Source organism: Enterobacter cloacae complex sp. IR5450 (genome assembly GCF_049238665.1).
GTDB lineage: Bacteria > Pseudomonadota > Gammaproteobacteria > Enterobacterales > Enterobacteriaceae > Enterobacter > Enterobacter hormaechei_C.
Map to the genome: position 1 here is coordinate 1 of NZ_JBMKIC010000063.1, position 7,456 is coordinate 7,456.

7 protein-coding genes are annotated in these 7,456 nt (G+C 52.8%); all 7 read left to right on the plus strand.

Annotation, left to right across the window (positions count from 1 at the left end; all coding sequences use genetic code 11):
* Positions 1 to 774: phage tail tape measure protein (locus ACOTYB_RS24285; protein WP_421765907.1), on the plus strand; the 774-nt coding region annotated here is incomplete at its 5' end.
* A complete protein-coding gene (locus ACOTYB_RS24290) occupies positions 774 to 1,112 on the plus strand; it encodes a phage tail protein (RefSeq protein ID WP_063436823.1) in 339 nt (112 codons plus the stop codon). The genes ACOTYB_RS24285 and ACOTYB_RS24290, both read left to right, overlap by 1 nt.
* Positions 1,109 to 1,864, plus strand: a complete 756-nt coding sequence (locus ACOTYB_RS24295) for a phage minor tail protein L (protein ID WP_063436824.1) — start codon at positions 1,109 to 1,111, stop codon at positions 1,862 to 1,864. Before ACOTYB_RS24290 ends, ACOTYB_RS24295 begins: the two co-directional genes overlap by 4 nt.
* A 1-nt stretch (position 1,865) precedes the next feature.
* On the plus strand, positions 1,866 to 2,576 hold the full coding sequence (locus ACOTYB_RS24300) for a C40 family peptidase (protein WP_333032194.1): 711 nt from the start codon (positions 1,866 to 1,868) through the stop codon (positions 2,574 to 2,576).
* 29 nt (positions 2,577 to 2,605) lie between these two features.
* Positions 2,606 to 3,022, plus strand: coding sequence for a hypothetical protein (locus tag ACOTYB_RS24305; protein ID WP_032634511.1), 417 nt, complete (start codon positions 2,606 to 2,608; stop codon positions 3,020 to 3,022).
* A 62-nt stretch (positions 3,023 to 3,084) separates the two neighbouring features.
* Positions 3,085 to 3,678 carry a tail assembly protein gene (locus ACOTYB_RS24310; protein WP_333032191.1) on the plus strand — a complete coding sequence of 198 codons (594 nt, stop codon included), beginning with the start codon at positions 3,085 to 3,087 and terminating at the stop codon, positions 3,676 to 3,678.
* Positions 3,679 to 3,731: 53 nt separating this feature from the next.
* Positions 3,732 to 7,456 (plus strand): phage tail protein (locus tag ACOTYB_RS24315; protein WP_421765908.1); only part of this gene is annotated, 3,725 nt, incomplete at its 3' end.

The following is a 7,456-nucleotide window of genomic DNA, read 5'->3' on the forward strand; positions in this document are numbered from 1 at the left end:
CTGAAGGATGCGCAGGCCGAAAGGATCGAAGTTCAGGAGGATTACTACAAGAAAGTTGATGCGCTACAGGCTGACTGGGTAACAGGCGCCCGTGACGGACTTGCCGACTGGGTGGATGATTCCACGAACTATGCAATGCAGGCTGCCGACGTCATGAAAACCGCACTTTCAGGGATCAGCAGCAACATTGTCGAGATGCTCAACGGCAATAAAGCGAGCTGGAAAGACTGGGGTATCAGCGTTCTGAAAATCATAGAACAGGTGATGGTAAATATGATGATCGCGAACGCCGCCAGCTCTATCGGTTCGCTGTTTAGCGGTGCCGCCTCATCCTCAGCCAGTAGCGGAACAGCAATCCAGAACTACGGTGCTAACCTGCAATTAAACGCCAAAGGCGGCGTTTACTCTTCAGCCGATCTCAGTCAGTACAGTAACTCTGTCGTCAGTTCACCGACGCTGTTTGCGTTTGCAAAAGGTGCCGGCCTGATGGGAGAGGCGGGTCCTGAAGCCATTATGCCTCTTACCCGCGCGTCTGATGGTTCACTGGCTGTCCGCGCCGTGGGAAATGGCGGCGTCACGCCAGGCAGTGGAGGGGCGCCACAGGTATATATCACTATTGACGGAAACGGCAATACATCTACTCAGGGCTCAGCTGGCTTCGAACAGTTTGGCGCTGAAGTCGGGCGGTTCGTGGATCAACGATATAAACAAAACATGATGCGCGATATTCGCCCTGGCGGTGATATCTGGAATCTTGCAAAAGGAGGCCGCTGATGGCTCTTGAAACATTCAGCTGGTGCCCACGCATCAACGCGGAGCAGGAGGTAACGTTCCGCCGGCGCTCCGCAAAATTTGGTGACGGATATGAACAGGTGGCCGGTGACGGATTAAATCCGCGTTCACAAAAGTGGAATTTACAGTTTACCGGTACCGAAGCGTATATCGGGGCCATTAAAAACTTTCTCGATCGCCATCAGGGAACAAAGTCTTTTCAGTGGCACCCACCGCTTGAACCACTGGGGTTGTATCGCTGTGATACTTACACTCCTTCGCCGCTTGGCGCTGGGCTCTTCAACCTTTCAGCAACTTTTGAGCAGACCTATAAACCATGAGTCTTAACGCAGATTATCAGAAGCTTGAACCCGGCGATGAGGTCAGGCTGTTTGAAGTGGATGGCACTGCATTTGGTACAGGTGAGGTGTTACGGTTTCACAGCTACAGCCTCGCACATACTGAAGCAGAAATAACGGCGGCCGGCGGTGACGAAAACAAGCTTCCGGCCAAATCAATCTGGTGGCAGGGCGAAGAATATAAAGCGTGGCCATGCCAGATTGAGGGGATCGAGGCTTCTACTTCGGGAAGTAGTGCGCAACCAAAACTTTCGGTTGCTAACCTCGACAGCTCGATCACCGCCCTTTGCCTGGCTTACGACGATATGCTGCAGGCGAAGGTGACGATACACGACACCCTGGGTAAATATCTCGATGCGAAAAACTTCACCGGGGGTAACCCGACAGCCGATCCGACCCAGGAAAAGCTGAAGGTTTTCTACATCGATTCAAAGAGTAGCGAAACAAACGAGGTAGTCGAATTCACCCTCTCCAGCCCAATGGATCTGCAGGGGCTGATGATACCTACGCGCCAGCTCCATTCGTTGTGCACCTGGTGCATCCGTAACAAGTACCGTACCGGTGATGGTTGCGACTATGCCGGAACCCGCTATTTCGACAAAAACAATAACCCGGTGAGCGATCCCTCGCTGGATGAATGCAACGGAACGCTGAAAGCATGTGAGCTACGTTTTGGCAAAGGTAATGAGCTTTCGCATGGTGGTTTCGTCGGTACATCTTTGATCAGGAGCTGATATGCGCCAGAAAACCATTGATGCCATCATGGCGCATGCTGCTGCTGAATATCCTCGTGAGTGCTGTGGTGTGGTGGCGCAAAAAAGCCGTGTTGAACGTTATTTCCCGTGCCGGAATCTTGCCGCGGCGCCGGAGGAAAATTTTGTCCTCTGCCCTGAAGATTACGCAGCTGCTGAGGACTGGGGTACGGTGATCGCCATCGTTCACAGCCACCCTGACGCCACTACGCAGCCGAGCGAACTGGATAAAGCGCAATGCGACGCAACGCTTTTACCCTGGCATATCGTGAGCTGGCCGGAGGGGGATTTACGCACCATCCAGCCGCGCGGAGAGCTGCCGTTGCTGGAGCGTCCTTTTGTGCTTGGTCACTTTGACTGCTGGGGGCTGGTAATGAGCTATTTCCGGCAAACGCATGGTATCGAACTCCACGATTACCGGGTTGATTATCCCTGGTGGGAAAAAGACTATCCGGACAACTTCTATCAGGATTGCTGGTACGAGTGCGGATTCCGTGAATTCGACGGGCCGCCGAAACCTGGCGATATGGTGATCATGCAGGTCCAGGCTGATAAGTGGAACCACGCGGGTATATTGCTGGAGGGCAATATGCTGCTGCACCACCTGTACGGTCACCTGAGTCAGCGAGTACCTTATGGCGGTTACTGGCAGGAACGAACGATGAAGATTCTCCGTTACAAATCTCTGTGCTAACCTTTTGTAAAACCAAAGGGGATAGGGATATGAAAAAAGCATTATTGGCACTTTCTTTATTAATGGTTGGTTGTTCAACAAGCGTAACCCCTCCAAGCGAAGCTTCGTTTGCACCATCTGACAGAACTTTTAAATTTCAGCAATCGGATTCTAACCAGTCTATTACTGTTGTTAGAGATAGTGGGTTTATAGGCGGTGGATGTTTTGCATCCGTTTATATAGATGGACAGTTGTCTGCAAAGTTAGAGCCTAAAGAAAAAGTAAGGTTTTATTTATCCAAGGGTGAACATGCAGTAGGAGCCGCCTTGGAGGGGAGGGGGTTATGTGGCGCAAACGAAGCAAGACAAGAGCGCTACATAAACTTAGGCGATGGAGAAAATAAGTATGTGCGAATTTTCATTGATGAGGGTGGGGACTTGGATATAAGGCCGACGACCTTAAAATAGACGCCATATAAATAAAAACCATTCAAAACCTGCTTTGGCAGGTTTTTTTATAAGGTGAAAAAATGTCAGAGGTTATGTCTCGAATTGAACTTGGTGGGCCATTAGGGAAAACCTTTGGGAAAATCCATCATAGGTTAATTTCTAAAGTAAGTGAAGCTGGCGTTGCTCTCGCAAAAACTATACCGGGGTTTGAGAGCTATATGATTAATAGTAATCGCCGAGGGCTTACTTTTGCTGTTTTTAAAGGTAAGAAGAATATTGGTGTTGATGATCTAGGCTTCCCCGTAACAGGAGAAGTTATCCGAATAGTTCCCGTTGTTATCGGCAGTAAAAGGTCTGGTTTGTTACAAACTATCCTTGGTGCCGTAATTGTAGCTGCTTCCGCAGTAGGAAGTTATTTTGCGCCAGGTAACCCCTTTTCAGCCTTCGGGTATAAATTTGGTGCAGCTATGATTGCTGGTGGAGTTGTCCAGATGCTTTCGCCTCAACCTGGTGGCCTGGCCAGCAAACAAAGCGCAGATAACCGTGCATCGTATGCGTTCGGCGGGGTGACAAATACCGCCGCACAGGGTTACCCGGTTCCGCTCCTTTACGGCCGCCAGCGAATCGGCGGGGCAATTATTTCCGCCGGGATTTATGTGGAAGATCAGCAGTAGATAACAAACCTTTTTACAAGCCACCTTCGGGTGGCTTTTTTTATGGGCGCGATATGGCTAAAACAATTACAGGACGAAAAGGGGGGAGTTCCAGCTCCCGAACTCCTACCGAACAGCCTGATGATCTGCAATCTGTAGCGAAGGCAAAAATCCTCGTTGCGCTTGGGGAGGGGGAGTTTGCAGGGCAGCTAACCGGCAAAGATATCTACCTGGACGGAACGGCGCTGGAGAATGCCGACGGTTCCCAAAACTTCAGCGGCGTGACGTGGGAGTTTCGCGCTGGAACGCAGGCGCAAAAATATATTCAGGGTATTCCCGGTACCGAAAACGAAATTAGCGTTGGAACCGAGGTAGCGAGCGGTACAGCGTGGACACGAACCTTCACCAATACACAGCTTTCGGCGGTTCGTTTACGCCTGAAATGGCCCTCGCTTTTCAAGCAGGAGGACGATGGCGATCTGGTTGGTTACTCGGTTAATTATGCGATTGACTTGCAGACGGACGGCGGGACATGGCAGACAGTCCTCAATACCAGTGTGACCGGCAAAACGACGTCTGGTTATGAACGTAGCCACCGTATTGATTTACCTCAGGCGGGCAGCACCTGGACAATCAGACTACGCAAAATTACCGCTGACGCCAACAGCGCGAAAATCGGCGACACGATGACGCTACAGAGCTTCACTGAGGTGATTGATGCGAAATTGCGATATCCGAACACTGCGCTGCTGTACATTGAATTCGACTCCAGCCAGTTTAATGGTTCTATACCTCAGATCTCCTGTGAGCCTCGTGGCCGCGTTATTCGGGTTCCTGATACTTACGACCCAGAAACCCGCTCTTACAGCGGGACATGGACCGGGGCGTTTAAGTGGGCATGGACGGATAACCCTGCGTGGATTTTTTACGATCTGGTTGTTTCTGACCGGTTCGGCCTCGGTCACCGTTTGACTGCCGCTAACATCGATAAGTGGACGCTTTATCAGGTCGCCCAATATTGCGATCAGATGGTGCCGGACGGTAAGGGTGGCGATGGAACAGAACCACGCTATACCTGCAACGTGTACATCCAGGACCGAAACGACGCTTATACAGTCCTGCGTGATTTTGCGGCCATATTCCGTGGCATGACGTACTGGGGTGGCGATCAGATCGTTGCTCTGGCCGATATGCCCCGTGATGTGGATTACAGCTATACGCGCGCTAACGTTGTTGGCGGTCGCTTCACCTATTCAAGCAGCACCACGAAAACCCGCTACACTACAGCGCTGGTTTCATGGTCCGATCCCGGTAACGCCTACGCTGACGCGATGGAACCCGTATTCGAGCAGGCGCTGGTAGCGCGGTATGGCTTCAATCAGCTGGAAATGACAGCCATCGGCTGTACCAGACAGTCAGAAGCGAACCGAAAGGGGCGCTGGGGTATTCTCACCAACAACAAGGATCGCGTTGTTTCGTTCGATGTCGGGCTGGACGGAAACATACCGCAGCCTGGCTATATCATCGCTGTGGCAGACGAGCTGCTTTCCGGAAAGGTTATGGGCGGACGCATCAGCGCCGTTAATGGTCGCGTTATCAAACTTGACCGTGTAGCTGATGCGGCAGCAGGTGATCGCCTTATCCTCAACCTTCCCTCCGGAGCGTCACAGAGCAGGACCATTCAGGCGGTTAACGGGGAATCGGTCACAGTCACCACCGCGTACAGTGAGACGCCTCAGGCCGAAGCTGTCTGGGTGGTTGAGTCAAACGAACTCTATGCGCAGCAGTATCGTGTCGTGAGTGTCGCTGATAACGATGATGGCACTTTCACCATTACCGGTGCATGGCACGATCCGGATAAATATGCCCGAATCGATACCGGAGCCATCATTGACCAGCGGCCGGTGAGCGTGATCCCGCCGGGCAACCAGTCTCCGCCTGCGAACATCGTGATCAGCTCGTTTTCTGTGGTGCAGCAAAATATCAGCGTCGAAACGATGCGCGTGAGCTGGGACCAGGCGCAGAACGCTATCGCCTATGAAGCGCAATGGCGCCGCAACGACGGAAACTGGGTGAACGTGCCGCGCAGTTCCACCACGTCATTCGACGTTCCTGGGATTTATGCCGGGCGCTATCTGGTACGTGTACGCGCCATCAATGCCGCAGAAATTTCTTCCGGATGGGGATATTCGGAAGAGAAAACGCTGACGGGTAAAGTGGGCAATCCGCCGAAACCGGTTGGCTTCATCGCTTCCGATAATGTGGTATTCGGTATCGAGCTGAGCTGGGGATTCCCGGCGAACACCGACGACACGCTGAAGACGGAAATTCAGTACAGTCTGACCGGGACGGAAGACGATGCGATGCTGCTGGCAGACGTACCCTATCCGCAGCGCAAGTATCAGCAGATGGGCCTAAAGGCTGGGCAAATTTTCTGGTACCGCGCGCAGCTGGTGGACCGCAGCGGAAACGAATCAGGGTATACAGACTTTGTGCGCGGGCAGGCCAGCATCGATGTATCCGATATCACCGATGCAATCCTGGAGGACATGAAAGGCTCCGATACGTTCAAAGACTTGATCGAGAACGCGCTGGACAGCAGCGGAAAACTGGCAGAGCTGGCTGATGCAATCAAAGAGAACGCAGACGGCCTTGCTGCTGCGGTTGGCTCGAACAAGCAGACCGCTGAAGCAATCATCGGAAACGCGCTGGCTATTGCCGATGTTGTCGTGCGCCAGACAGCCCAACAGGGCGCTAACTCTGCGACTTTCGAACAGCTCCGGGAGGTGATCGCTACTGAAACGGAGGCGCGCGTAACGGATGTTACGCGTCTTGAGGCAAAAACTGCGCAGAACGAGGCGGGAATTACCGAGGTAAGGCAGGCTCTGTCAGATGAAACTCAGGCAAGGGCTACTGCTGTTGATCAGCTCACTGCGAGTACTCAGGTCATTTCTGATAAAGCTGATTCGGCTTCGAGTAAAGCTGACGCTGCATCAGGTAAGGCAGATGCAGCTGAACAAGCCAGCTCGCAAAACACTGCTGATATCACCACGTTGCGACAGGTTGTCACCGACACGACTTCATCAATGGCATCCCGCCTGGAGGAGCTGGGAGCAAGAACCGATACTGCCAGCGGCGGCATCCAGAATAACGCTATCGCGCTAATAACGAGTACGCTGGCGCAGGTTGATCAGCGGGTGAGACTCAGTGCGCAGTACGGTGACAGCAAGGCCGGCATCGATCGTATTGATAACGTCATGGCAAGCGACAGGGAGGCAACAGCACGTTCGCTGCTAAGTTTGCAGACTGACGTGAACGGCAACAAGGCATCCATCAACAGCCTGAACCAGACGTTCTCCGATTATCAGCAGGCCACCGCCACGCAGATAAACGGCATCACGGCGACCATCAACGGGCACACTTCAGCGATCACCACCAACGCGCAGGCCATTGCGAACGTCAACGGCGACCTGAAGGCGATGTACAGCATCAAGGTCGGGTTATCCAGCAATGGTCAGCTTTACGCGGCAGGGATGGGGATCGGCGTGGAGAATACGCCGTCCGGCATGCAGTCGCAGGTTATCTTCCTGGCTGACCGCTTCGGCGTAACGCACCAGGCCGGAGCGACCGTTACGCTTCCTTTCGTTATCCAGAATGGGCAGACCATAATTCGGGACACGGTTATTGGAGACGGGACGATTGGAAACGCCAAGATCGGCAGCTATATCCAATCTTCAACCTGGGACGGCACCGGGAACGTTGGCTGGCACATCAACAAATCTGGCTACGCGACGTTTAA